This window comes from Pantoea phosphatilytica, assembly GCF_051025615.1.
Classification (GTDB): domain Bacteria; phylum Pseudomonadota; class Gammaproteobacteria; order Enterobacterales; family Enterobacteriaceae; genus Pantoea.
Map to the genome: position 1 here is coordinate 2076340 of NZ_JBPFDF010000001.1, position 23816 is coordinate 2100155.

At 53.7% G+C, this 23816-nt stretch carries 19 protein-coding genes, 1 other RNA gene and 3 pseudogenes; 14 read left to right on the forward strand and 9 right to left on the reverse strand.

Features of this window, described 5'->3' with window-relative positions; all coding sequences use genetic code 11:
• The first annotated feature begins 345 nt into the window (after positions 1-345).
• Positions 346-1965 carry an L-aspartate oxidase gene (gene nadB, locus ACR6AS_RS09940; protein WP_434162012.1) on the forward strand — a complete coding sequence of 540 codons (1620 nt, stop codon included), beginning with the start codon at positions 346-348 and terminating at the stop codon, positions 1963-1965.
• Here nadB and trmN read toward each other — a convergent pair.
• Entirely contained in the window at positions 1950-2699 is a 750-nt protein-coding gene (gene trmN / locus ACR6AS_RS09945) for a tRNA(1)(Val) (adenine(37)-N(6))-methyltransferase TrmN (protein WP_367395703.1), read from the reverse strand. The two genes, nadB and trmN, sit on opposite strands and share 16 nt — an antisense overlap.
• Before the next feature lie 164 nt (positions 2700-2863).
• On the opposite strand from trmN, the gene srmB reads away from it, so the two are divergent.
• Positions 2864-4192 (forward strand): ATP-dependent RNA helicase SrmB, encoded by a 1329-nt coding sequence (srmB, locus tag ACR6AS_RS09950; RefSeq protein WP_128084393.1) that lies wholly within the window; start codon positions 2864-2866, stop codon positions 4190-4192.
• 216 nt (positions 4193-4408) lie between these two features.
• Here srmB and grcA read toward each other — a convergent pair whose 3' ends face one another.
• Positions 4409-4792, reverse strand: coding sequence for an autonomous glycyl radical cofactor GrcA (gene grcA / locus ACR6AS_RS09955; RefSeq protein WP_111140608.1), 384 nt, complete (start codon positions 4790-4792; stop codon positions 4409-4411).
• 243 nt (positions 4793-5035) lie between these two features.
• Between grcA and ung the strand changes: the two genes are divergently transcribed.
• Positions 5036-5716: a uracil-DNA glycosylase gene (ung, locus tag ACR6AS_RS09960; protein WP_111140609.1), complete on the forward strand. Its 681-nt coding sequence runs from the start codon at positions 5036-5038 to the stop codon at positions 5714-5716.
• Between the two features lie 57 nt (positions 5717-5773).
• On the opposite strand, the gene grpE is transcribed toward ung, so the two are convergent.
• Positions 5774-6355, reverse strand: a complete 582-nt coding sequence (grpE, locus tag ACR6AS_RS09965; protein ID WP_288476905.1) for a nucleotide exchange factor GrpE — start codon at positions 6353-6355, stop codon at positions 5774-5776.
• Positions 6356-6477: 122 nt separating this feature from the next.
• Here grpE and nadK point away from each other — a divergent pair, with 122 nt between their 5' ends.
• The 3 genes from nadK to bamE all read left to right on the forward strand — a co-directional run bounded on the left by nadK (position 6478) and on the right by bamE (position 9635).
• Positions 6478-7356, forward strand: coding sequence for an NAD(+) kinase (nadK, locus tag ACR6AS_RS09970; protein WP_313655405.1), 879 nt, complete (start codon positions 6478-6480; stop codon positions 7354-7356).
• Positions 7357-7440: 84 nt separating this feature from the next.
• The gene (gene recN / locus ACR6AS_RS09975) at positions 7441-9102 is read left to right on the forward strand and encodes a DNA repair protein RecN (RefSeq protein WP_293772992.1); all 1662 of its coding nucleotides are present in this window, start codon (positions 7441-7443) and stop codon (positions 9100-9102) included.
• A gap of 185 nt (positions 9103-9287) precedes the next feature.
• Complete coding sequence (bamE, locus tag ACR6AS_RS09980) at positions 9288-9635, forward strand: outer membrane protein assembly factor BamE (RefSeq protein WP_111140612.1); 348 nt, start codon at positions 9288-9290, stop codon at positions 9633-9635.
• Between the two features lie 111 nt (positions 9636-9746).
• Here bamE and ACR6AS_RS09985 read toward each other — a convergent pair whose 3' ends face one another.
• A complete protein-coding gene (locus ACR6AS_RS09985; protein ID WP_434161905.1) occupies positions 9747-10043 on the reverse strand; it encodes an RnfH family protein in 297 nt (98 codons plus the stop codon).
• A complete protein-coding gene (locus ACR6AS_RS09990) occupies positions 10036-10470 on the reverse strand; it encodes a type II toxin-antitoxin system RatA family toxin (RefSeq protein ID WP_111140614.1) in 435 nt (144 codons plus the stop codon). Before ACR6AS_RS09990 ends, ACR6AS_RS09985 begins: the two co-directional genes overlap by 8 nt.
• A gap of 158 nt (positions 10471-10628) precedes the next feature.
• Here ACR6AS_RS09990 and smpB point away from each other — a divergent pair, with 158 nt between their 5' ends.
• From smpB to ACR6AS_RS10015, 5 genes and pseudogenes are all read left to right on the forward strand, one after another.
• Complete coding sequence (smpB, locus tag ACR6AS_RS09995) at positions 10629-11111, forward strand: SsrA-binding protein SmpB (RefSeq protein ID WP_111140615.1); 483 nt, start codon at positions 10629-10631, stop codon at positions 11109-11111.
• Between the two features lie 43 nt (positions 11112-11154).
• Positions 11155-11516: a transfer-messenger RNA gene (gene ssrA, locus ACR6AS_RS10000) on the forward strand.
• A 271-nt stretch (positions 11517-11787) separates the two neighbouring features.
• A pseudogene (locus tag ACR6AS_RS10005) lies at positions 11788-12804 on the forward strand (DNA primase family protein); the annotation flags it as partial.
• Between the two features lie 124 nt (positions 12805-12928).
• Positions 12929-13780 (forward strand): HNH endonuclease, encoded by an 852-nt coding sequence (locus tag ACR6AS_RS10010; RefSeq protein ID WP_111140623.1) that lies wholly within the window; start codon positions 12929-12931, stop codon positions 13778-13780.
• Between the two features lie 482 nt (positions 13781-14262).
• A pseudogene (locus ACR6AS_RS10015) lies at positions 14263-14423 on the forward strand (phage integrase central domain-containing protein); the annotation flags it as partial.
• Positions 14424-15335: 912 nt separating this feature from the next.
• On the opposite strand, the gene ACR6AS_RS10020 reads toward ACR6AS_RS10015, so the two are convergent.
• Entirely contained in the window at positions 15336-15608 is a 273-nt protein-coding gene (locus tag ACR6AS_RS10020) for a PepSY domain-containing protein (RefSeq protein WP_434161909.1), read from the reverse strand.
• A 192-nt stretch (positions 15609-15800) separates the two neighbouring features.
• Positions 15801-16920: pseudogene (locus ACR6AS_RS10025) on the reverse strand (IS3 family transposase).
• Between the two features lie 242 nt (positions 16921-17162).
• On the opposite strand from ACR6AS_RS10025, the gene ACR6AS_RS10030 reads away from it, so the two are divergent.
• Together ACR6AS_RS10030 and oxlT are read left to right on the forward strand one after the other, a co-directional pair.
• Entirely contained in the window at positions 17163-17363 is a 201-nt protein-coding gene (locus tag ACR6AS_RS10030; protein ID WP_434162014.1) for a contact-dependent growth inhibition system immunity protein, read from the forward strand.
• Positions 17364-17877: 514 nt separating this feature from the next.
• Positions 17878-19140, forward strand: coding sequence for an oxalate/formate MFS antiporter (gene oxlT, locus ACR6AS_RS10035; protein ID WP_111140626.1), 1263 nt, complete (start codon positions 17878-17880; stop codon positions 19138-19140).
• A gap of 233 nt (positions 19141-19373) precedes the next feature.
• Here oxlT and cirA read toward each other — a convergent pair whose 3' ends face one another.
• Both cirA and ACR6AS_RS10045 read right to left on the reverse strand, forming a co-directional pair.
• Entirely contained in the window at positions 19374-21332 is a 1959-nt protein-coding gene (gene cirA / locus ACR6AS_RS10040; protein WP_434162017.1) for a catecholate siderophore receptor CirA, read from the reverse strand.
• Between the two features lie 66 nt (positions 21333-21398).
• A complete protein-coding gene (locus tag ACR6AS_RS10045; protein ID WP_111140628.1) occupies positions 21399-22550 on the reverse strand; it encodes an ABC transporter substrate-binding protein in 1152 nt (383 codons plus the stop codon).
• A gap of 432 nt (positions 22551-22982) precedes the next feature.
• On the opposite strand from ACR6AS_RS10045, the gene ACR6AS_RS10050 reads away from it, so the two are divergent.
• Complete coding sequence (locus ACR6AS_RS10050; protein WP_111140629.1) at positions 22983-23813, forward strand: DeoR/GlpR family DNA-binding transcription regulator; 831 nt, start codon at positions 22983-22985, stop codon at positions 23811-23813.
• Positions 23814-23816: the final 3 nt, after the last annotated feature.

Sequence of the window (23816 nt, forward strand, 5' to 3'; positions counted from 1 at the left end):
AAGCATGCGCTTAGAGTTGTGATGTGGTGCGAAGTTCACTTTTCGCCCTGATATTTACCGCTCCGATGGCCGTTACACGGGTTGTTCGTTTTCGTTCAGTGTAAGGAGCACAAATCGCTGGCAGAGTAACCTATGACAACAGCTTTTTCATCATTAAATCCGTCAGGTTTTATGCGTTTGCTATAAAAAACATGACGAAGAAGCGCACCATTTTAACTCATTGATCAGATTCGGATTCAGAAAGCCGTTCGCCAAAACACACACTGCGCTGTTTAAAATACTTCACAGCAGACCCGTTCGGGCTTATGCTCAGGTCAGGTCCTGTTTAGTAAATTAAACATTATGATGAAAACAACCCCGGATTATCAGTGTGATGTTTTAATTGTCGGCAGCGGTGCTGCCGGATTGTCGCTGGCGTTACGGCTGGCAAAGCAGTATCAGGTGACCGTTCTCAGTAAAGCGCAGGTTAATGAAGGCTCGACGCTCTATGCACAGGGCGGCATTGCTGCGGTATTTGATGAGACAGACAGCATCGAGTCACACATCGAAGATACGCTTATTGCTGGCGCAGGCTTGTGCGACCGCGAGGCGGTCTCCTTTGTGGCCAGCAATGCGCGTCACTGCGTGCAGTGGCTGATCGACAATGGCGTGGCCTTTGACCTCGATCCCCAGGCCGCTGGCGATATGCGCTATCACCTGACGCGTGAAGGCGGCCATAGTCATCGCCGTATTCTGCACAGCGCGGACGCCACCGGCCACGCGGTGGAAACCACTCTGGTAAGCCAGGCGCTAAGCCATCCCAACATCCGGATTCTGGAGCGAACCAACGCGGTCGATCTCATCCTTTCAGACAAAAGCGGCCTGCCTGGCCCCCGCCGGGTGATAGGGGCCTGGATCTGGAACCGGAACCGCGAGCAGGTTGAAACCTGTCAGGCGCGAGCCGTGGTGGTCGCCACCGGCGGCGCAGCCAAAGTCTATCAATACACCACCAACCCCGATATCGCCTCCGGTGACGGCATCGCGATGGCGTGGCGTGCGGGCTGCCGGGTCGCCAATCTGGAGTTTAATCAGTTTCATCCAACCTGCCTGTTTCATCCGCAGGCGCAGAATTTCCTGTTAACCGAAGCCCTGCGCGGCGAAGGGGCCTGGCTGCTGCGTCCCGACGGCAGCCGTTTTATGCCCGACTTCGATGAACGCGCAGAGCTGGCCCCGCGCGATATCGTCGCCCGGGCCATCGACCATGAGATGAAGCGGCTCGGCGTCGACTGTATGTATCTGGATATCAGCCACCAGCCCGAAGCCTTTGTGCGCGCCCACTTCCCGATGATCTATGAGAAGCTGCTGACCTTTGGCTTTGATCTCACCAAAGAGCCGATCCCGATTGTGCCCGCCGCGCACTACACCTGTGGCGGCGTGGTCGTCGACCAGCATGGACAGACCGACGTCAGCGGCCTGTTTGCCATCGGTGAAGTGAGCTACACCGGCCTGCACGGCGCGAACCGCATGGCGTCCAATTCGCTGCTGGAGTGTCTGGTCTACGGCTGGTCCGCGGCCGAAGAGCTGATGCGCACCCTGCCCGCCATTGAGGCCGTTACGGCGCTGCCCGCCTGGGATGAGAGCCAGGTGGATGATGCGGATGAACGCGTGGTGATCCAGCACAACTGGCACGAGCTGCGGCTGTTCATGTGGGATTACGTCGGCATTGTCCGCACGACCCGGCGGCTGGAGCGGGCATTACGCCGCATCACTCTGCTTCAGCAGGAGATAGATGAATATTATCGTCATTTCCGCCTCTCCAATAATCTGCTGGAGCTGCGGAACCTGGTGCAGGTGGCGGAACTGATGGTGCGCTGTGCGCTGGCGCGGAAAGAGAGTCGCGGCCTGCACTTTATCCGCGACTATCCGGCATTACTGCCGGAGGCGCTGCCGACCGTGCTGGCCCCTTCTGGCTACATAAAAAGGTAGAACGCCTGCGTCAGGCCGCACCACTCATCCGAATAGCGGGTGTCGGGCGCGCGGATAGCGAGGCGCTCCAGCAGCGTTTCTCCGGCCTGCGGCGAGAGCCCCAGCACGACGCGGTGTGGCGGACGATGAGCATACTCCGCCACGTCCAGCCGGAAGCGCAGATGCCAGCCATCGGCCTGCGCCAGCGTGATAAATGTCTGACCAATGTCCACGGGCAGCACCACGCAGAACATCCCCTCCTCTTCGATCAGTAACGCCGCACTGCGCAACAGCGTCTGATGGTCCAGCGAGGCCGTGGCGCGGGCGCTGTCGCGGGCCGCGCTGGCGCAGGCTACGCCCGGCGCAAAATAGGGCGGATTGCTGACAATCAGCGAATAGCGTTTATCGCACGCCTCCGCCCAGCTGGCGATATCCTGCTGATGAACTGCGATACGCGCCGGCCAGGGTGACTGCTGCACATTTTCCTGCGCCTGCTGCGCGGCGTCGGCATCCAGCTCCACCGCATCGATGGCAATATCTGACGGCGTACGCTGCGCCAGCATCAGCGCGATCAGTCCGCTGCCGCTGCCGATATCAAGAATGCGCCTGACCCCGGCAACCGGCGCCCAGGCCCCCAGCAGAATGGCATCGGTGCCCACCTTCATCGCACAGCGGTCGTGTGCGACAAAAAATTGTTTAAAGGTAAATCCGTTATTGTTTAACTGTGGCCGTTTACGCGGCTTATCCTGCATCATTCGTCACTACCATCGATTTTTCCTGCCGTCCGGCAGCGCATGAGTGTAACGTGACAACAGCGTGATTTCACGTAACAGACAACGCCGGACACAGCCGGAACGGATTAACAGATGAAGATTCACTCTGATCTGTCTATAATCAGCGCCCCAAACTGAGGTAGACCATGACAGTAACCACATTTTCCGAACTCGAACTTGACGAAAGCCTGCTACAAGCGTTGCAGGAAAAAGGCTTTACGCGCCCAACAGTGATCCAGGCTGCTGCAATTCCGCCCGCACTGGAGGGCCGCGACGTTCTGGGTTCGGCACCTACCGGGACCGGGAAAACGGCCGCGTATCTGTTACCGGCGTTGCAGCACCTGCTTGATTTTCCGCGCAAGAAATCCGGCCCGCCACGTATCCTGATCGTGACCCCGACCCGCGAACTGGCGATGCAGGTCGCCGACCATGCGCGTGAGCTGGCGAAACATACCCATCTGGATATCGCCACCATCACGGGCGGTGTGGCCTATATGAACCACGCCGAAGTGTTCAGCGAAAACCAGGACATCGTGGTCGCCACCACCGGCCGCCTGCTGCAGTACATCAAAGAAGAGAACTTCGACTGCCGCGCCGTCGAGACGCTGGTGCTGGATGAAGCGGACCGGATGCTTGATATGGGCTTTGCCCAGGATATCGAAACCATCGCGGCAGAAACCCGCTGGCGCAAACAGACGCTGCTCTTTTCCGCCACGCTGGAAGGCGACAACATCCGCGACTTCGCGGAGCGTCTGCTGAACGATCCGGTGGAGCTGGAGGCCGATCCGAGCCGCCGCGAGCGCAAAAAGATCCAGCAGTGGTACTACCGCGCGGACGATCTGGACCACAAGACCAAATTACTGATCCACCTGCTGAAGCAGGAGGACGTGACGCGCAGCATCGTCTTCGTGCGCAAGCGTGAACGTCTGCATGAGCTGGTGAGCTGGCTGCACGAAGCGGGGATTCGCACCAGCTATCTCGAAGGCGAAATGGTGCAGGCCAAGCGTAACGAAGCGATTAAACGCCTGAGCGAAGGCCGCGTAAACGTGCTGGTGGCGACCGACGTCGCCGCACGCGGTATCGACGTTGAGGAGGTCAGCCACGTCTTCAACTATGATATGCCACGCACCGCCGATACCTATCTGCACCGCATCGGCCGTACCGGTCGCGCGGGCCGTAAAGGCATCGCCATTTCGCTGGTTGAGGCGCATGACTTCGTTCTGCTGGGCAAGATCACCCGTTACGTGAACGAGCCGATCAAAGCGCGTGTGATTGATGAGCTGCGCCCGGTCACGCGCGCACCGAGTCCTAAAACCACCGGAAAACCGTCGAAAAAGGTTCTGGCGAAGCGTGCCGAGAAGAAAGCAAGCGAAACGGAAAAACCGCGCGTGAAGAAACGTCATCGCGACGCGAAAAATGTCGGCAAACGCCGCAAGGCAAGCGGCAGTGCACCAGCGAACGAGAATGCGGAATAAATCGTCGCCGCAATAAAAAAATCGCCTCGCAGGAGGCGATTTTTTTTATTTAACAGAGAGTAACAGCCCTTTCATCCCGTTTTTACGGTCAGCGTATGCGCTTTAAAAAAGTGCTGACCGGGCATCCAGAGTCAGATGCCCTATCCCCTTAATTTGTCTGCTAATAGTTGCTGTGTGCGCTTTGCGCTCTTTTTCAGCACCCGTAAACTCAGGCGCTTAAAGGCTTTCAGTAAAAGTACGGGTAATGACGTCGCGCTGCTGCTCTGGCGTCAGAGAGTTAAAACGCACCGCGTAGCCTGAAACACGGATGGTCAGCTGCGGATAGTTTTCCGGATGCTTAACGGCATCTTCCAGCGTTTCGCGGCGCAGAACGTTGACATTCAGATGCTGTCCGCCTTCCACACGCACCTGAGGCTTGATTTCAACCGGCACTTCACGGTAAGTGAATTCGCCCAGTTCACGGATGGCGACGACCTGATCTTCTTCATAGCCCGCTTTGGCACAGAGGCAGCGTGCTTCGCCTTTCTCTTCGTCCAGCAGCCAGAATGAGTTCAGTAATTCTGCATTGCTGCATTGAGTGATCTGGATTCCAGTGATCATAATTGCGTCTCCCGGGTAATACGTGAATAAATCAATTTTGAGGCCCCGGTATACCACCCTAAATTTATGGCAGCTTTGACCTGTATCAATATTAATCAGCCATAAAAGCGCCTTTCACGCTAACCCCTTGATCTCACAACGCCCTCGCTTTCAACTTAATTTGTATTTTTTCAAATTATTTTACCTTCTGCTCTGTGTCCGGAACCGCTAAGCTTACTGACATTAACGCGAAGGGAGTGAAATATGGCTGAGAAGCTGACCTGGCACGACGTGCTGGCCGAAGAGAAAGAGAAACCCTATTTTGTCGAGACGCTGAAGCAGGTCGCCGATCGACGTGCGGCGGGCGTGACCGTCTATCCGCCCCAGAAAGATGTGTTCAACGCCTTTCGCCTGACGGAACTGGGAGACGTTAACGTGGTGATCCTGGGTCAGGATCCGTATCACGGCCCCCATCAGGCGCACGGCCTGGCCTTCTCGGTGCTGCCTGGCGTTCAGGTGCCGCCCTCGCTGCAGAATATCTATAAAGAGCTGGTGCAGGATATTCCCGGCTTTGAGAAGCCTGACCACGGTTTTCTCGAAAGCTGGGCTAAACAGGGTGTGCTGCTGCTGAACACGGTGTTAACGGTTGAGGCGGGGAAAGCGCATTCTCATGCGAAATTCGGCTGGGAGACGTTTACGGACAACGTGATCGCGGCGATCAATCAGCACTGCGAAGGGGTGATTTTCCTGCTGTGGGGATCCCACGCGCAGAAGAAAGGCAGCATCATCGATCGCCAGCGCCATCATGTGTTGCAGGCGCCGCATCCGTCGCCGCTCTCCGCGCATCGCGGCTTTTTCGGCAGCAGACACTTTTCCACCACCAATGAACTGCTGACTGCGGCCGGTAAAAAGCCGGTGGACTGGACGCCGGTGTTACCGGCTTAACGCCAGAACGCACACGGCCGCGTCAGTGCGCGGCCGTGTCAGGGATTCCGGGATGAATCAGCCTTTGGCTTTGGCCACCGCCACCATCGCCGGACGCAGCAGGCGACCATTCAGCGTATAGCCACGCTGCATCACCAGCATGACATGGTTCGGCTCAAACTCTTCAGACTCCATCATCGACATCGCCTGATGCACTTCCGGGTTGAACGGCACGCCTGTCTCTCCGACCACTTCGACACCGAACTTACGCACGGCACCCAGCAGGCCTTTCAGGGTCAGTTCGATCCCTTCAATCATCGACGCCAGCTGTGGGTCTTCTTTGTTCGCGACTTCCAGCGCACGTTCCAGGCTGTCGATAACCGGCAGCAGTTCGTTGGCAAACTTTTCCAGCGCGAACTTGTGCGCCTTCTCAACGTCCATCTCAGTACGACGACGAATGTTCTCGATTTCAGCCTGCGCACGCAGCTGGGCATCGCGTACACCGGTCTGCGACTGCGCTAATTCAGCTTCGAGCTGAGCAATACGCTCATCACGCGGATCCACCTCTGTTGCTGTCTCCGCGTCCTGAGGTTGCTGCTGATCCTGCTGAATTTCGTCTGAGACTTGCTCGTTTGGGGTGTTCTGTTCTTTACTACTCATGAATTTCTCCGCGTTTTGCACATTCATTTCGCTGGTTGGCTTATTATGGGGATTGGTATGACGGATTCAAGGGAACCTATCACATTGCCTTGCCGTTTTGGCTTATAAGGAACACCGACCAGATGAACAAACACTTTAACTGCATTGGTATTGTGGGTCATCCGCGCCATCCCACCGCGTTAACCACGCATGAGATGCTCTGGCGCTGGCTGACGGCCAAAGGTTATCAAGTGATCGTTGAGAAGCAGATTGCGCAGGAGCTGTCGCTTCACGACGTAGAAACGGGCACGCTGGCGGAGATTGGTCAGCAGGCGGATTTAGCGGTCGTGGTCGGCGGTGACGGCAACATGCTGGGCGCGGCGCGCGTGCTGGCGCGTTATGACATCAAAGTGATCGGCATTAACCGCGGGAACCTGGGCTTTCTGACTGACCTGGACCCGGACAATGCGCAGCAGCAGCTGGATGAGGTGCTGCAGGGCAACTATTTCGTCGAGAGCCGCTTTCTGCTGGAAGCGCAGGTCTGTAAGTCGGACTGCTCGCCGCGCATCGGCTCCGCCATCAATGAGGTGGTGCTGCATCCCGGTAAAGTCGCGCACATGATCGAATTCGAAGTCTATATCGATGAAGTGTTCGCCTTCTCTCAACGCTCCGACGGACTGATTATCTCCACGCCGACCGGCTCGACAGCCTACTCTCTCTCTGCGGGCGGGCCTATCCTGACACCTTCTCTGGAAGCTATCGTGCTGGTGCCGATGTTCCCGCATACGCTCTCGGCAAGACCGCTGGTGATCAATAGCAGCAGCACCATTCGACTGCGCTTTTCTTCGCGCCGCAGCGACCTGGAAATCAGCTGCGACAGCCAGATCGCACTGCCGATCCAGGAAGGTGAGGATGTGCTTATCCGGCGCAGCGCCCATCATCTCAACCTGATTCACCCGAAAAATTACAGTTATTTCAATACGCTGAGCTCTAAACTGGGCTGGTCAAAAAAATTGTTCTGAAATCCGGCCTCCCCTCTTTACTGGATAAAAAACCAGTTTATACTGTATGAAAAACCATATGTGTTTATTCGTACAGGTGAACCTATGCTGGCCCAACTGACCATCAGTAACTTTGCTATCGTTCGTGAGCTCGACATTGATTTCCAACGCGGTATGACAGCAATCACGGGTGAGACCGGTGCCGGTAAGTCCATTGCGATCGATGCGCTGGGGTTATGTCTGGGTGGTCGTGCCGATGCCGACATGGTGCGTCAGGGTGCCAGCCGGGCCGATCTCTGCGCCCGCTTCCAGCTTAAATCCTCCCCTTCTGCCCAGCGCTGGCTGACAGAAAACCATCTGGATGACGGCAACGAGTGTCTGCTGCGCCGCGTCATCAGTGCAGACGGTCGCTCCCGCGGCTTTATCAACGGCACGGCCGTGCCGCTTTCTCAGCTGCGCGATCTCGGCCAGTTACTGATTCAGATCCACGGTCAGCATGCCCATCAGCTTCTGCTTAAGCCCGATCACCAGAAACATCTGCTGGATGCCTATGCCGGTCACGACGATCTGCTGCAGCAGATGCGCGCCAGCTATCAGACCTGGCACCAGAGCTGTCGCACCCTGGCGCTGCATCAGCAGCAGGCGCAGGAGCGCGAAGCACGTCGCGAGCTGCTGCAGTATCAGCTGAAAGAGCTGAATGACTTTGCGCCGCAGCAGGGCGAATATGAGCAGATCGACGAAGAGTACAAGCGCCTGGCCAACAGCGGCCAGCTGCTCTCCACCAGTCAGCAGGCGCTGCAACTGTTAGCTGACAGCGATGACAACAACCTTCACAGTCTGCTCTACAGCGCGCGTGAGATGATCGCTGAACTCACCTCGCTGGATGAGAAGCTGAACGGCGTGCACAACCTGCTGGAAGAGGCGGCGATTCAGCTGAGCGAAGCCAGCGACGAGCTGCGCCACTACTGCGACAGCCTGGATCTGGATCCGAACCGCCTGTATGAACTGGAACAGCGTATTTCGCGTCAGATTGCTCTGGCGCGTAAGCATCACGTCACGCCGGAAGGGCTGCCTGAACTGCATCAGCAGCTGCTGGCAGAAGCCGAGCTGCTGTCACAGCATGAGAGCGACCAGGAGAGCCTGCAGTCACTGGTTGGTGAGCACTATCAGGCCGCGCTGAAAAGCGCGGAGCAGCTGCATCAGCAGCGCGGTCACTACGCCGATGAGCTGCAGCAACTGATTACCCAGAGTATGCACCTGCTCTCTATGCCGCATGGCCAGTTCCGCATCGCGCTGGCCTTTAATCCGGACCAGCTCACCGCAGACGGTGCCACCCGCGTCGATTTCCAGGTGACAACCAACCCGGGTCAGCCTCTGCAGCCGCTGGGCAAAGTCGCCTCCGGTGGTGAGCTGTCCCGTATCGCGCTGGCGATTCAGGTGATCACCGCGAAGAAAATGGAAACCCCGGCGATGATTTTCGATGAAGTCGATGTCGGGATCAGCGGCCCGACCGCTGCGGTGGTCGGTAAACTGCTGCGTCAGCTGGGCGAGTCCACGCAGGTCATGTGTGTGACGCACCTGCCGCAGGTCGCGGGTTGTGGTCATCAGCACTTCTACGTGAGTAAAGAGACCGATGGCGCGATGACCGAAACCCACATGCAGCCGCTGGACAAGCGGGCGCGTCTGCAGGAACTGGCGCGACTTCTGGGCGGCAGCGAGGTCACCCGCAATACCCTGGCGAACGCAAAAGAACTTTTAGCCGCATAGCAGCGCACTTTTTTAACCCACCGTGGTCATATGCTTGCTCTGTAGAGGTTTCCAACAGCGAAAAGGTTTATTATCATCGGCACTTATGTCGCCAGAGTAATAAAGCCTGCCGCAGGCAGAGTTCAGATTTTGATGGCAAGAAACCGCCTGTTAAAGGCGTTTGGCCCCGGAAAAGGAATGTTTAGATGCGCTGTAAAACGCTGACTGCCGCGGCAGTGGTAATGTTAATGATGACCGCCGGATGTTCCACCTTAGAGCGCGTGGTCTATCGTCCTGATATCAACCAGGGCAACTACCTGGTTGCCAACGATGTGGCCAAGATCCATAACGGTATGACACAGCAGCAGGTGGCCTATACGCTGGGCACACCGATGATGAAAGATCCGTTCGGCAGCAACGTCTGGTATTACATTTTCCGTCAGGAGCCGGGTCATGAAGATGTGAAACAGCAGACGCTGACGCTGACCTTCGATGGCAACGGTGTACTGACCAACATCGATAACAAGCAGAATCTCTCCCAGAGCGGCAACTGATCGAACAGCAGACCGTCTGCATCCCGGAGAGTCTGCACGACAGACAGCAAAAAGGCGCACTGAGCGCCTTTTTTTATGGCCGTTATCCGCCAGCACTGGCGCGACATGGCCCTACTTTTCGCTTTCCGCCGCGCGCTCTGCGCGCTGACGCCGCAGCTCTTTAGGATCGGCAATCAGCGGACGATAAATCTCGATACGATCGCCCTCATTAATCACGTCATCCAGCTTCACCGGACGGCTGTAAACGCCCACTTTGTTGCTGCTGAGATCGATCTCCCGACGCAGCTCAAGTAATCCGGAGGCGTTGATGGCCTGTTCGACCGTGCTGCCCTGCTCCACCTTCACATAGAGTTGATACTGCTTATCGGGCAGCGCATAGACCACCTCGACGGTGATATCATCAGGCACGGTAGACCTCTTTGGCGCGCTGCGTGAACGCCTGCACCATGCTGTTGGCCAGCTCTTTGAAAATGCGTCCAAAGGCCATCTCAACCAGCATATTGGTGAATTCGAACTCCAGGCTGAGCTCAACCTTGCAGGCGTCATCGCCCAGCGAGACGAACTTCCAGCCGCCGGTCAGCTTGCGGAACGGCCCGTCAACCAGCTGCATATGAATGCTCTGGTTGTCGGTCAGGGTGTTGCGGGTGGTAAATGTTTTGCTGATGCCCGCTTTCGACACGTCCACCGACGCGGTCATCTCATTTTCAGACGCATCCAGTACGCGGCTACCGGTGCAGCCCGGCAGGAATTGCGGATAGGCATCCACATCATTTACAAGTTGGTACATCTGCCCGGCACTAAACGGGACCAGCGCCGAACGACTAATCTGAGCCATAATGGTTCCTGTTCATCACGAAACCGCTGAATAATAGCATTTTCAGCGATTAAACAAAAATGTCCCTGAGTAAGGGTGTGCTAGAATATCCCGTTTCCTGCCGCCCTGCTGGACTGGGGATGCGATAACCGACTAAGTGATGTAAAATACGCCGCACTATGACAAAGAAAAAAGCACACAAACCCGGTTCTGCCACTATTGCCATGAACAAACGCGCCCGTCACGAATACTTCATCGAAGAGGAGTATGAGGCGGGATTATCGTTACAAGGATGGGAAGTCAAATCGCTTCGTGCCGGTAAAGCCAACATCAGCGACAGCTATATTCTGCTGCGCGATGGGGAAGCCTTTCTGTTCGGTTCAACCTTTCAACCCTTAGCCGTTGCCTCCAGCCATGTGGTCTGTGACCCGACGCGCAGCCGTAAGCTGCTGCTGAAGCAACGTGAACTTGACTCCCTTTATGGCCGCGTCAATCGCGAAGGTTACACCATCGTGGCGCTGTCGCTGTACTGGAAGAACGCCTGGTGCAAACTGAAGATTGGTGTTGCACGCGGTAAGAAAGAGCACGACAAGCGTGACGACATCAAAGACCGCGAATGGAAGCTGGATAAAGCACGTATTATGAAGAATTCAGCGCGCTAACCACTGGATTTTAAGCTGTTTAGTTGCTAGTATTTGAAGTTCTGGGGCTGATTCTGGACTCGACGGGATTGTGAAGCCTTAGGAGCATGCCGAGGGGCGGTTTGCCTCGTAAAAAGCCGCAAAAAAATAGTCGCAAACGACGAAAACTACGCTTTAGCAGCTTAATAACCTGCTCTGAGCCCTCTCTCCCTAGCTTCCGCTCTTAAGACGGGGATCAAGAGAGGTCAAACCCAAAAGAGATCGCGTGGATGCCTTGCCTGGGGTTGAAGCGTTAAATCCAATCAGGATAGTCTGTTAGTGGCGTGTCTGTTCGCAGCTAACCGGCGAATGTAAAAACTGACTAAGCATGTAGTGCCGACGGTGTAGTAATTTCGGACGCGGGTTCAACTCCCGCCAGCTCCACCAAAATTCTTGGTTGACGGTTACCAGAACCTTCAACGAAGTCCTGAAAGCCCGCAAGGTGAAAGCTTTGCGGGCTTTTTTGTGTCTGTAACTCTCTGAAAAGACTCGCTGTAGTCCACGAAACGCTGATGCACGCTAATCGACTGGCAAGGCAGCCTGCCTGTACTGAACTTAGAGCGAATTAATTGTCAGGGCTGGCATTCCTCAGATTGGCTTTTATGACGCCATGTTTCATATCGCCACCGTTACATCCAGCCCGCTCCGTTGCGGTTAGTGGATGCGCACCGTCAACAGCGTGGACTCTACCGCCCCGCGTCCGGGTGAAAACATCGCAGACCACGCTCCGGCTTTCTGGCGCTGGTTAACGCGGGCTGCCGGACACAATCACGACAAGCAGGAGCGTATTCTCGCGGCGTTATTTATGGTGCTGGCAAACCGCTATGACTGGCAGATGTTTCTCGAAGTCACCGGCCCCGGCGGCAGCGGCAAGAGTGTGATGGCCTCGATAGCCACTCTGCTGGCCGGAAAAGACAACACCACGTCGGCCACCATCGACACGCTGGAGTCCTCGCGCGAGCGCGCCAGCGTGGTGGGCTTCTCGCTGATTATCCTGCCTGACCAGGAGAAATGGAGCGGCGACGGCGCGGGCATCAAGGCGATTACTGGCGGCGATGCGGTGGCAATCGATCCGAAATACCGTGACGCCTATTCAACGCACATCCCGGCGGTCATTCTGGCGGTGAACAACAATCCGATGCGCTTCAGCGACCGCAGCGGCGGCGTGTCGCGCCGCCGGGTTATCCTGACGTTCCCGGAAGTCATACCGGCAAAAGAGCGCGATCCGCAGTTACTGGACAAAATCAGTACCGAGCTGGCCGTGATTGTTCGTCATCTGATGCAGCGCTTCACGTCACCCGATGAAGCGCGCGAGCTGTTACAGGCGCAGCAGACGTCTGGCGAGGCGCTGGAGATTAAACGCCAGGCTGACCCGCTGGTCGATTTCTGTGTTTATCTGATGCCGTTGAGCACACCCAATGGGCTGTTTATCGGTAATGCCAATATCCGCCCGCTAAATCCGAAACGCTATCTGTACCATGCCTACCTGTCATTCATGGAGTCACGCGGCCATCAGCACCCGCTGAGCCTGACTGCATTCGGCCACGCGGTGCCGCAGACGCTGAAGGAGTACGAGCGCGTGCTGCTCAAGCGGAGGACGAATAACGGTATACAAACAAATCTTATGCTACATGATGACAGCGAGGCAGATTGGCTGCCCTCATGCAATCACTGACCTTTGCAAAACACAAACCGGTTCAGGCCGGTTTATTGTTATTGATGCCAGTTAGATGAACTATTAAGATTGAATCTAATATCACTGATAAAAAAACGGCAATTATAATAACAAGGAGAAAACATTGAATAGTTGGGTGATTTATGTCAATGGAAGAGCGTTAAAGAATTACGAGATGGGAAAAGAGCATGGGACTTGGGGCATCAAGAAGCTAAAAAAGAATTCTGAATTCCAATCAATAATGGCTGGCGACAAAATAACATTTATTTTTAACCTCACAACTCCCAAAAATTTATTCCCTGAACCTGCGCCCGGTTTTCCAAGGGTGAAAAATGATGAGTACACTCGATTTGAAGGTGTAGCAGAAGAAATCGCTTATGGAGTTATTACAAGCGATTACTATAGTTCATCACAGCAATTGTGGAATGATGAAACATATGAACACCGATTCAACTTCAAGATTGAGTATGTGGAACCAGATGCTCTGTTTACTGCGGATTTCAGAGGCCATGATTTGGTAAAAAAAGCACTTTTATCCTTCCACGGCAAAGGAGATGTGGCTGCGTTAGAAAATATCACTCTATACAATTCACAACCAATTTCGATAATACAACCTGAATTGGTAGCCAAAGAAGGTGCCACAAAATATCGAATAACCAAACACATCGAACGTAATTCGAACTTGGCTAAACTAAAAAAGTCGCGATTTCGAGCACAACACGGTAAAGTTTTTTGTGAGGTTTGTAATTTTTCGTTTAGTGACGTGTATGGAGATGAAAATGATTACATTGAGTGTCACCATAAGAATCAATTAGCCAATTCTGGTGAAACTGAAACGACCCTTTCTGATTTAATCTTACTTTGTGCAAACTGCCACCGTATCGTTCACAACAAAACCATAAATAATAAGAATGGTTGCATGGATATCGAAGACCTCAAGACACTCATCAACAATAAAATAGCAGCCCCAAAGTAGCCTAATGATTGTATTCAGTTTAAAGAATCATGAAGCAAACCTATAATCTTACTTATGAACCGGCTTAGGCCGGTTTCTTATTGTCTCAGTCGCGGTGATCACTTTTAGTGTACACTCATGCACATTTCACCTCATATCATGATCGGAATAATTCATTGATTTTAAAAGATATAATTAGAGACGTGAAGAGTGTGAACACCTTTTCTTAAAATCATTTTTTTTGGAGGCTTACTGCCAAGCGTTCATTATCTTTGCCAAGCCGTTCAAAGACATGAGATCCAATAATTGGTACACGTTTAGGTACACAACACAAAGTTGAATATAAAAAAATATCCAAAATTACATGAACTTGCGGAATTTATTCAGACTCCGCCAGCCTAAAATTCTTTTGCGGCGATATCAGGATTGCCTGCTGAAGTCCTGAAAGCCCACACGGCACAAGTCCTGCGGGCTTTTTTGTGTCTGTAGCAGTCCACCGAGGTAACGTCTTCCCCGGCTTGGGTAATATTCCGATAAAACAGATTCGCCCCAAACTCTTGAAGCAACAGCTAGACCCATTTGAACAATATGGGTTCTTGAAACCCTGAGGCGCATTATCTCACGGCTATACGAAATTTTCCGTTGGGCAGCTACTGAGGAACTGATTGAGTTCAACCCTGCTGATAAGCTTGCTCAGCGCTTTAAAAGCCCACAAAGCAGAATATGCCAGCACTACCACCTTCTGAATTACCGCGCTTTCTGACTACATTAAACAATGCATCCTTTCGACTGGAGACATGGCTGCTGATTGAATGGCAATGATAAACATGGGTGCGTCCGGGTGAAGCCGTTCGTGCAAGATGGTCTGATATCGATACAACCAACAGCATTTGGAACCTTCCTGCTGATTTCATGAAAAAGCCTCACAAAGTTCTTTTGAGTAAAGAAGCTTTGGGCGTCCTTGAATTGATGAAATCAATAAGTTGCCATAGAGAATAGGTTTTCCCCAGTATTAAAGCGCCGCTTAATCATATGTATGAACCAAACGCAATGCAGCTATCATCTGAATGGGGTTTGGAGGTGAGCTTGTAGTTCACGGCATACGTTCTATTGCAGGAACAGTGGCAGAAGAGTCCGGTAATTACAGATCTGAAGTTCTCGAGGCAGCACTTGCTCACCCAAAAAAAAGATGAAATTATCGCAGCATACAATCGTGCAGAATATCTGATAGAGCGACAGTACTTGATGCAATAGTGGAGTGATTACGCTAAGAGTCAGAGAACTAAGCTATCGCTGCCTGTCTGATAGAGGGGATTATTAAGAAGGTTTGGATAGCTTGAAATGCCCATATGCTTACGGATGATCCATAGTTGCAATGATATTAATCGCCATCCTTCTTGCAGCACTCATTTATACCATTCGCAGTGGCATACAAGAAAACCTTGTATCTTACTCGATAACGTTGTTAGCAGGCTTCATGATTCCCTATAACTTTATTCCTTTGAAACCTGCAGACAAAGCATTTAAATCTTCGAGAAAACACTCTCATGCTTTATAAAGTCATTGATGAACACCTTCATTTGTTCAATCGAAGAATCGCACTACCTCTCCCCCCTACAGCAATACATTCGCCACTATAGACATCTATATAATATTTAATTGGATTAGGCATACTTTCCATCATCCATGGAAGAACCTCAGAGAATTTTAAATCTGAAGTTGAAATAACCCAAACAGACTTACCATCAAAAGAGGTTCTCACAGCCTCATGAAAACGCTCATCCCAACCATGACCGGTTTCTCTCGCATATTCTTTGGCAATTTCAACAGCTTTACTTTCCGTTATCATTGCTGAACTCCATACCAAACATTATACATCAACCCTCCAACCATTACTGGCCCAAAAATAATACCTGCGGTTTCATGCCGCAACAATGTATAGGTGATTTCGTATGTATTTCCAAGAGGGAATTTGAACCCTTCAATGATATATTCCCTACTCATCCCTCTGGTGACCTGCCCCCAGTATTAGATACAACCATCAGTTAGTAATGTCGGTTTGTTTACCCTCACATTTTCCATTCCGCCACCGTGCTGCAAACTCTGATGGCGTCTGATAATTGAGTGCTGAATGCGGACGACACTCGTTATAATCCTGCCGCCAGTCATTAATGACTTTCCTGGCGTGAACGATATCGCTGAACCAGTGCTCATTCAGACATTCATCGCGAAATCGTCCGTTAAAGCTCTCAATAAATCCGTTCTGCGTTGGCTTGCCCGGCTGGATTAAGCGCAACTCAACACCATGCTCAAAAGCCCATTGATCCAGTGCGCGGCAGGTGAACTCCGGCCCCTGGTCAGTTCTTATCGTCGCCGGATAGCCTCGAAACAGCGCAATGCTGTCCAGAATGTGTGTCACCTGCACGCCTGAAATCCCAAAGGCAACAGTGACCGTCAGGCATTCCTTCGTGAAGTCGTCCACACAGGTCAGGCACTTGAGCCTGCGACCGGTGGCGAGCGCGTCCATGACAAAATCCATCGACCAGGTCAGGTTGGGCGCCGCCGGGCGGAGCAGCGGCAGACGTTCTGTTGCCAGCCCTTTACGACGCCGTCTGCGTTTTACGCCCAGCCCTCTCAGATGATAAAGGCGGTACACGCGCTTGTGATTAATATGAAGGCCTTCACGGCGCAGTAACTGCCAGATGCGGCGGTAGCCAAAACGCCTGCGCTCCAGTGCCAGCTCAGTGATGCGCTCTGATAAATGCGCATCAGTCGCCGGACGCTGAGCCTCATAGCGGCAGGTCGACAGGGACAAACCTGTCAGCCTGCAGGCACGACATTGCGACAGACCGGTCACATCACACATTAACATCACGACCTCCCGCTTCTGGCCTGTCGTCAGTACTTTCGCCCCAGAGCCACCTGGAGTGCCTCCTTATCCAGCATGGCTTCGGCAAGCAATTTCTTGAGTCTGGCGTTCTCTTCCTGAGGCGACTTCAGGCGCTTAACCCCGGGCGCCTCCATGACGCCATACTTCTTGCGCCAGGTGTAAAAGGGACGTCGGAAATAGCGTGCTTACGGCAGAGTTCATGGGCAGAAACCCCGGTTTCAGCCTCGCGGAGAATACTGATGATCTGTTCGTCTGAAAAACGCTTCTTCATGGGGGAGTCCTCATGTGACTGATGAAGACATGACTAACATCGCGGTGTGTTAATCAACGGGTAGCTGGTCATCATCATTGAGTTTCAACGCTATAACGGCAAACCTTATTACATTCTCACCGCGTTCCCGGATTGATAGGTACAAAATGCAAAACTTCTAATTTCTTGATCAACTGGTTTTTGGTTACTTCAACCAGGACGCTGACATCATCAATGATGGTGAGGATACGATCGAGTGAATCATCCGGTTATACAAAAAGTCTGCGCCAGACTGGATGCTTATCGATCTTATTGAAGAGGTGGACGAATTTATCGCCGCTTATGGCTCTGGTGTTGAAGAGGCGTTCAGGCAACGATACGAGTTTGACTTCTCACCTGAACTCTGGGAAACCACTGCACATGAATTTCTGATGACAGTGCGAAAGCTTTCGTCTGAGAAATAAACGTCTGGGAGGTGAGTTTGATGAGGAAAAATAAGTGCCCGGTGAGGCGCAAAAAAAGAATCGAATAACCCGAAAGAGGACAGATCGACCTATCTGTTTGCACTCCACCAGCCCTGACTAACAATCCCCCCCACCTCCCCCTAAAAAGCCTGCAACCCCGCAGGCTTTTTCGTCTCTTTAATTTCCCAAAAACCACTCTAACCTGCCCATCTTAAGCTCAGTTACCCTCGATCCTCTTCCCACGCGCATCCCTTTTCACCGCACCAACCCAGCGCACTGATATTTTGCACTGCATCACACTTATCACTTCGATAATTTACTTACCCATTGATAATAAAAGTTTTTTACATTGGCACAGTTCCTGCAAACTTTTTAATTACGTAGCTCTGCAGGGCTGAGGATCTCAGACCTGCATCAGCCATTAACCGTCTGGATGCAGACGACATCAGCAAATTCTGAACAGAGCAGGCTGAATCTGGCTGCATAACAGAGCGTAATTCTGGGAGAGAGTGCAATGACCTCAATTAGCGAACCGGTGGTAATAGCGAAACACAGTAAATGGGTGCAGCTTCTGCTTGGCTTACTTTGCATGGCGGCGATTTCCAGCCCGCAGTATGTCTGGACGCTGCTGACTAAACCGATGATAGCTAAACTTGGCGTGGGGCTCGCGGAACTGCAGGTGACCTTCTCGCTGCTGATTATTCTGCAGACCTTTTTCTCACCCTTTCAGGGTCGGCTGGTCGAGCGTTTTGGCCCGCGACTACTGATCTCTATCGGTACGCTGATGGCTGGCTTCAGTTGGGTGATCGCCGCCCACGTCAATAGCCTGGCCTCCCTCTATCTGGTCTATGGCTGCCTGGGCGGGCTGGGTACGGGGATCGTTTATATTGGCGTGGTCGGTCTGGTGATGAAGTGGTTTCCACAGCAGCGCGGTTTTGCTGCTGGAACCGTGGCAGCGGGCTACGGCATGGGCGCGATTTTTACCACCTTCCCCATTTCCATCTCGCTTAACAGTTACGGCCTCGAACAGACCATGACGGTCTTTGGCCTGATCTTCGCCGCCGTGGGTCTTCTCGCCAGCCAGTACTTAAGGCTGCCTGAAACCAGCATGATGACACCGGTCAGCAGAAAATCCGCACCCGTAGTGGGGCAGCGCCAGTTTAAATCCGGGGAAATGCTGCGCCAGCCGCTGTTCTGGCTGATGTTCATGATGATGACGATGATGTCGACCTCGGGACTGATGGTGACGTCGCAGATGGCGATTTTTGCCGAAGACTTCGGCATCAGCAAGGCGGTGGTTTTCGGTATGGCCGCACTGCCCCTCGCGCTCACCATCGATCGTTTTACCAACGGCTTGACGCGACCGCTGTTTGGTTTTATCTCCGACCGTTATGGCCGCGAAAACACCATGTTTATTGCTTTCGCGCTGGAAGGCGTGGCGATGACGCTGTGGCTGGCATGCCGCGAAGACCCCTTGCTGTTCGTCCTGCTCTCAGGTGTCGTCTTCTTCGGCTGGGGTGAAATCTTCTCGCTGTTCCCCTCCACGCTCACCGACACTTTCGGTAGTGAAAATGCCTCAGCCAACTATGGCTGGCTCTACATCTCTCAGGGAATCGGCTCGATCTTCGGCGGCCCGCTGGCGGCGCTGATGTATCAGCACACCCACAACTGGCATTTAGTTTTTGGCTGCGCGATCACCTTCGACTTTATTACTGCCGGGCTGGCGTTATGGGTTCTTAAGCCGTGGCGGGCACGATTTATGCGTGCGCAGCAGTAATTTTAAAAGCCGCGAACCCCGGTCGCCTGCCTGCTGTGGAATCTCAGATGGCGCTGTCAGCCCAGGCGACTGGTTCTCCGGTTGATAAGGATGTCAGATGATTGTCCGGCGAAGCGGATAGCATCAGCCGTATTCAGTGCTGCCCTGCCCCGCGAGGGCTGGCCGGAATGGACGCTGGCGACTCAAACATGATGGGCTTAGCCGGGACCCGAAGCCCCGGCCAGCACTTCCCCTTAAAAACTGTAATCCACCGCCGCAAAATATCTGCGGCCATCTTCGTTGTAGCTGTAGTCGTCGCGATTGAGATCTTTATCGGTCAGGTTCAGCACCCCGGCCCGAATCTTCACCGCTTTACTCACCTGATATGACCCGCCCGCATTCCAGATCGTGTAGCCGCCTGGCGTGGCGTTGCCGTTGGTGACGGTGCGGCTTTGACCTTTGTAGTTCGCGGAAAGGTAGAAGCTCCAGTCCACCAGCGGCGTCCAGTCGAGCGTGGCGTTACTGGTGTGGAACGGCAGTTCAGACAGCGGTTTATTGCCGCCATTACTCAGGTCGCGGGCGTCGTTGTAGGTGTAATTGAGCTTCAGGTTCAGCGTGTCGCTCAACGGCAGGCCGAGCTCGGTTTCCAGCCCGCGGATACGCGCTTTGTTTACGTTGTAATAACGGAAGATCGGATTGCCGCTGGCGTCGAAGCCGGCAAAGTTCTGATAGGTCGGGGCCAGACCGCGGTTAGCGGTGCGGATCACCGTGATCATATCGTCGATGTCGTTCTGGAACACCGTCGCGCTGGCGGTGACGCCCTCAAGCGGCCCTTTCTGACCGGTGTAATAGAGGCCGAACTCCAGACTTTCGCTGGTTTCCGCTTTCAGATCTTTACTGCCGACGACGTTACAGCTGCCGCGACAGGAGGTGCTCTGCCAGTCCGGGCTGAGCTGAAGCAGCGACGGCGCTTTAAATGCAGATGCCCAGCCCCCTTTCATCGTGATGCTCTCCGTCGCGTCATAGACCAGATAGGCACGCGGACTCCAGTTGACGCCATAGTTTTCGTGGTCATCCATACGCACGCCGCCGGTCAGCGCCAGATTTTCCAGGATGTGCCACTCATCTTCCAGGAACAGCGCATACTGATTTGCCTGCGTGCTGCCGCCGTTTTTCATGTTTACGGCATCGTCCAGCTTATCGTTGCGGTATTCGCCGCCGAACGTCAGGAACTGGGTATATTCGCCCAGCGGAATCACCACTTTGCCGTCGAGTGAGTTGTTTTTTGACGTGATGGTTTCCGCGTTTTTATTTTCGATGTTCTCACCGTAGAAACGCAGTTCGGTATTTGCCCCGCCCCAGCGGCCCGTATGGCCGAGCGAGTAGTTTTCGCGTTCGAGACGGTTTTTATCCAGGGTGTCGGAATCCCGATCCTGACGATCCTTTCCATAGCCGAACGTGATGTCCTGATCCTTGTCCGGTGTCAGTGAGAATTCGACGTTGGCCTTACGTGAGGTCGAGCCTTCGATGCGCGGCTGACCCGTGCTGCCGCTGGCGGAGCGGGCCTGATCTTTGTTGCGTTTACCCAGCGCGCCATAGACTTTCACGCCCAGTAAATCCTCCACCAGCGGCCCACTGGTAAAGAAGCTTCCGTTGCCGCTGTCGCCGCGATCGCGGTGCGCCTGAACGGTGGTGTCGGCGCTCAGCGTGCCGTGCCATTCGGTGCCCACTTTACGGGTGATGATGTTGACCACACCGCCCAGCGCATCGGAACCATATAAGGAGGACATCGGCCCGCGCACCACTTCGATGCGTTCGATCGCGTCGGCCGGGATCCAGCTCAGATCAAAGTCGTTGTGGCGGAAGACGGCGTTGCGGGAGTTGACGCGTTTGCCATCGATCAGGATCAGCGTATAGCTGCTGCCCAGTCCGCGAAGGCTGACCCCCTGGCGGTTGTCACTTTCGTTGGTGATCTGCACGCCAGGCACATCCTTCAGCACCTCTTTAAGGTTCTGTACCGGTTTTTTCTGCAGATCGTCGCGGGTAATCACGCTGATACTGGCTGGCGCATCCTTCAGGTTCTGTTGGATCGCAGAGGCCGTCACCACCATCTGATCTTCACTGTCGTCAGCTTCGCGGACATCCTCCGCCATCACCGGCATCGCGGCGGCAATCAGTTGTGCGAGCAGCCCGGCTTTCACTGCCGGTGTCATTGAAATCTTCACGCTTTTTCTCTCCGTGAGGTAAAAAGCCCCGGCAGCCCGGAGCCGCGTCCCTTTTTACTCTGTCCAGTAAGTGCCGGTCGGTTCGACGGCGAGGAACTGTTTATAAAGTTGTTTTTGTGTCTGCTGCGGATCGAGATCGGCAAACTTCTGCGGATAAAACGCTTTGGCGAAAACCTGAACGGCCAGCACGTTATAGGGGGAGTTGTAGTAGTTATGCCAGATGCCGAAACTGCGGCCCGCTTCCACCGCCTTCAGCGTGCTGATGCCTTTGCGCGCCAGCAGTGGCTTCAGGCTGGCGCTTGCCTGCGCTGGCGTGGTCTGCGCACCCAGCACTAAACCGGCAGGCTGCGGATCGCCCGCTTTCGGCGGTCTGGCTCCGCCGCTGACCAGATAGACATCCGGCTGCGCGTCGATGACCTTTTCCAGGTTCACCTGACCAAGCGGGCCCGGCAGCAGCGGCCTGGCGATATTCACTCCGCCCGCCAGATCGATAAAATCGCCCATGTTGCCCTTGCCGGCCGAGCGGCAGCACTCATCCGCCGTGGAGGCGCGCAGCTCGATAAAGACGGTGGGTTTATCCTGTTGTGGGATGGTCTGCGTGACGTCAGTAACGCGCCTGATGTTCTCCTGATAGAAGCGGATATAGTCCTGCGCCTGCTTCTCGCGGTTCAGCACCTTGCCCAGCAGTGCCATACTCGGCAGCGTATTTTTCAGCGGCGAGGTGCGGAAGTCGACAAATACCACCGGCACGCCCGCCTTCTGCAGTTGCTTAACCAGCTCACTTTCGCGGCCCGGCCCGTGACCCGACAACCCGAAAATCGCCAGTTGCGGATTCAGCTTCAGCACATTTTCCGGGCTGATGCTGTCGGCGCTGGTGGTGCCGATCAGCGGGATGTTGTCGATCTGTGGGAACTTCGCCCGGTACGTGGCGTAGGTCTGCGGGTCCAGCTTGCGAAAATCGCCCTGCCAGCCGACGATGCGGTCAAAAGGTTTCTGCCCTTCCAGCAGCGAAAGCGCGAAGAAGAGCCGCCCTTCGCCGAGCACCACGCGCTGAACGTCATCCGGCACGGTGACGGTGCGCCCCGCCACATCGGTAACGGTAACCGCCTGAGCCGTGAAGCTGAGCAGGCCCAGCGTCAGTCCGGCTAATCCGGCAGCCAGCTGTCTGCCCAAAAACGCTCTGTCTGTTTTCTGATAAAGAGTCATCTTCTTCCGATTCCTTTACGTTTCCCTGAAGAGGTGCAAACAATAAAAGAAACGATAACTATTATCAATTCGATTTACATTTGAATCGCCACGCGATCTCCCCTGCCCGGCTTCCCTCTATCGTCGTCTGCTGACTGAAGACGTGAAAGCGTGAGCTAAAACGGTCAAACCCACACAAACGGTCATAAACAGTCATGCTGTCACCGCAATAGCGGTGTAGTCTGTCTGTCCGGTATTTTATTTTCACCGGCCCGCAGAGCGAAAATACGTGAGTCAAATCACCTTTACATGCAATTAATCGCATGGCTTTGCATGATTTATTTTGACTTCATCACTTAATACAGGGCGTCGCTATTTGCCCGCGTGGACTCCTGCCCAGTCCACATTTTCCCGTACTCGCTTCCAGTAATTTATCTCCATCGGAGGAAATGTATGTTGCCGATTGAAAGACAGCAGAGAATTATTAATGAGATTAATATTAATGGCCGGGTAATTGTCTCAGAACTGGTCACGCTGTGTCAGGTTTCACAGGAAACCATTCGCCGGGATTTAAGCCAGCTCGAAAAGCGCGGTTTATTACAGCGCAGCCACGGCGGTGCGGTATTGATAAAAAAACAGAGCACCGGCACGGCGGGAAATAACAGGATCGCTAAAGAGAATGAATTATCATTCCGTCAGCGCATTAATGAGCACGCTGATGAAAAAATGATCATCGCCAAGCGTGCGCTCGACTTTATCAGCCCCGGTGACTGTATCCTGCTGGACAGCAGTACCACCTGCTGGTATCTGGCGCGACAGCTGCCGGACATTGAGTTAACGGTATTAACCAATTCGCTGCGCATCGTGCAGACGCTGGCGGCGCGCGGCAGTATCCGTACCATCTGCCTGGGTGGGGAATATTCCGATCGCGATGAAGATTTTCACGGCGTGGTGGCCGAACAGCCGCTGCGCGAATTTCAGATTAATAAAATCTTTTTTTCCTGTAGCAGTCTGGGCAACGACGGATATTTACGCGAAGGCAATGAGAATAATGCGCACCTGAAACAACAGATGCTGCTGGCCGCAGAAAGAAAACATCTTTTAATGGATGGCAGTAAATTTCTGCGCCCCTCTTTTGCCCGTATCTGTCACTACCGTGATGTCGATTTTCTTATTACCGACCAATTAAAAGATAAAGAGCTTGAACAGGAACTGGCATGGAATGGTGTCAACGTCATTGTCTGTTCTCAGCGTTATCAATCCATGCAGCTAATTAAAAATTAACCA

Coding starts and splice junctions, on each gene's coding strand:
- nadB (WP_434162012.1), top strand. CDS start 346: ATGAAAACAACCCCGGATTATCAGTGTGATGTTTTAATTGTCGGCAGC.
- trmN (WP_367395703.1), bottom strand. CDS start 2,699: ATGATGCAGGATAAGCCGCGTAAACGGCCACAGTTAAACAATAACGGA.
- srmB (WP_128084393.1), top strand. CDS start 2,864: ATGACAGTAACCACATTTTCCGAACTCGAACTTGACGAAAGCCTGCTA.
- grcA (WP_111140608.1), bottom strand. CDS start 4,792: ATGATCACTGGAATCCAGATCACTCAATGCAGCAATGCAGAATTACTG.
- ung (WP_111140609.1), top strand. CDS start 5,036: ATGGCTGAGAAGCTGACCTGGCACGACGTGCTGGCCGAAGAGAAAGAG.
- grpE (WP_288476905.1), bottom strand. CDS start 6,355: ATGAGTAGTAAAGAACAGAACACCCCAAACGAGCAAGTCTCAGACGAA.
- nadK (WP_313655405.1), top strand. CDS start 6,478: ATGAACAAACACTTTAACTGCATTGGTATTGTGGGTCATCCGCGCCAT.
- recN (WP_293772992.1), top strand. CDS start 7,441: ATGCTGGCCCAACTGACCATCAGTAACTTTGCTATCGTTCGTGAGCTC.
- bamE (WP_111140612.1), top strand. CDS start 9,288: ATGCGCTGTAAAACGCTGACTGCCGCGGCAGTGGTAATGTTAATGATG.
- ACR6AS_RS09990 (WP_111140614.1), bottom strand. CDS start 10,470: ATGGCTCAGATTAGTCGTTCGGCGCTGGTCCCGTTTAGTGCCGGGCAG.
- smpB (WP_111140615.1), top strand. CDS start 10,629: ATGACAAAGAAAAAAGCACACAAACCCGGTTCTGCCACTATTGCCATG.
- ACR6AS_RS10020 (WP_434161909.1), bottom strand. CDS start 15,608: ATGATAACGGAAAGTAAAGCTGTTGAAATTGCCAAAGAATATGCGAGA.
- oxlT (WP_111140626.1), top strand. CDS start 17,878: ATGACCTCAATTAGCGAACCGGTGGTAATAGCGAAACACAGTAAATGG.
- cirA (WP_434162017.1), bottom strand. CDS start 21,332: ATGACACCGGCAGTGAAAGCCGGGCTGCTCGCACAACTGATTGCCGCC.
- ACR6AS_RS10045 (WP_111140628.1), bottom strand. CDS start 22,550: ATGACTCTTTATCAGAAAACAGACAGAGCGTTTTTGGGCAGACAGCTG.
- ACR6AS_RS10050 (WP_111140629.1), top strand. CDS start 22,983: ATGTTGCCGATTGAAAGACAGCAGAGAATTATTAATGAGATTAATATT.